Raw genomic sequence first — 1,429 nt, forward strand, 5'->3', positions numbered from 1 at the left:
TACTACAGCCGTAGATCGCGGGTTGTGAGGTTGCGCGGCGTGTTTGCGCTGGTGGGAGCGGCTGCCGGGGCATGATTTGTGGTTTGTGAAGACAACAAAAACACCCGCGGCAGCCGCGGGTTTGAGGATAGATCATGACCGGTGGCGAGCGCAGTTGGACACGGTACTCGACACCATCGCACCACGGTTCGCCCGCTGCGAAGCAGCCCGCAACGCGGGCGCCTTCATCTTGGGGGTGCTCTCGGCGATCGAATCGAAGAACTGCTGGACCATGGCCGAGCTGGCCGGTCACGCCAGCCCGGACAAGTTGCAGCACTTGCTCTCCCGCGCGAAATGGGATGCCGAGCAGATCGGTGAGGACCTACGTGCCATGGTCGTTGACGCGTTCGCCGAACCTGATGCCATTCTTGTCGTCGATGAGACCGGTGACCTGAAGAAGGGCACCAAAACCGTAGGGGTGCAACGCCAGTACTCGGGCACAGCAGGACGGATCGAGAACTGCCAGGTCGCGGTGTACATGACCTACACCAGCTCGAAAGGTCACGCGCTGATCGACCGCGCGCTCTACATGCCACACAGCTGGCTGGCCGATCGTGACCGCTGCGCCGAGGCCGGAGTCCCTGACGACTGCGAGTTCGCGACCAAACCCCAGCTGGCCACCCGCATGATCCGCCGCGCCCTCGACGCTGATGTGCCGGTCGGTTGGGTCGCCGGCGACGAAGTGTACGGCGCCGACCCGGACCTGCGAGCCATGTTGCAGGACAGACAGATCGGATACGTCCTGGCCATCGGGTGTGACCGTCGCATCCCCACCCACGGCGGGGACCTGACCGCCGCCGACCTCGCGGCCACCGTACCCGAACAGTCCTGGCAGCGGCTGTCGGCCGGGACCGGCGCCAAAGGTGATCGCCTGTACTCGTGGGCGTGGATCAGCTCCACCGAAACCCCGACGGCCGGCGGAACCTGCTCGTTGCTGATCCGCCGCAACGACACCACCGGCGAGTTGGCGTACTACCGCTGCTACAGCCCGCGGCCAGTCTCCTTGGCGCAGTTGGTGGCCGTGGCCGGACGTCGCTGGACCGTGGAGGAATCCTTCCAGACCAGCAAAGGCTTGACCGGCCTCGACCAGCATCAGGTCCGCACCTGGACGTCCTGGCATCGCTGGACCATCCTGGTGATGCTCGCGCACGCCTTCCTGGCAATCACCACCGCCACCCAACGACACCGCGAACACACCAACCGCCAACTGATCCGATTGAGTATCAACGAATTTCGGCGTTTGTTCTGCGCACTCGTACTCACCCCACTGCACGCCGTCGACCGCATCCTCGACTGGACCCTGTGGCGCCGACGTCACCAGAAACGCGCCCAACAATGCCACCAAAACCGCAGGTCACAACAACAATAAACCCGATCTACGGCTGTAGTA

1 protein-coding gene is annotated in these 1,429 nt (G+C 64.0%); it reads left to right on the forward strand.

Annotated features, from left to right (window positions below; all coding sequences use genetic code 11):
• The first annotated feature begins 154 nt into the window (after window positions 1-154).
• Window positions 155-1,408: an IS701 family transposase gene (locus ABLE94_RS26315; RefSeq protein ID WP_348807661.1), complete on the forward strand. Its 1,254-nt coding sequence runs from the start codon at window positions 155-157 to the stop codon at window positions 1,406-1,408.
• The last annotated feature ends 21 nt before the right edge of the window (window positions 1,409-1,429 follow it).

The sequence above is a fragment of the Gordonia sp. VNK1 genome (genome assembly GCF_040049135.1).
Classification (GTDB): domain Bacteria; phylum Actinomycetota; class Actinomycetes; order Mycobacteriales; family Mycobacteriaceae; genus Gordonia; species Gordonia oleivorans.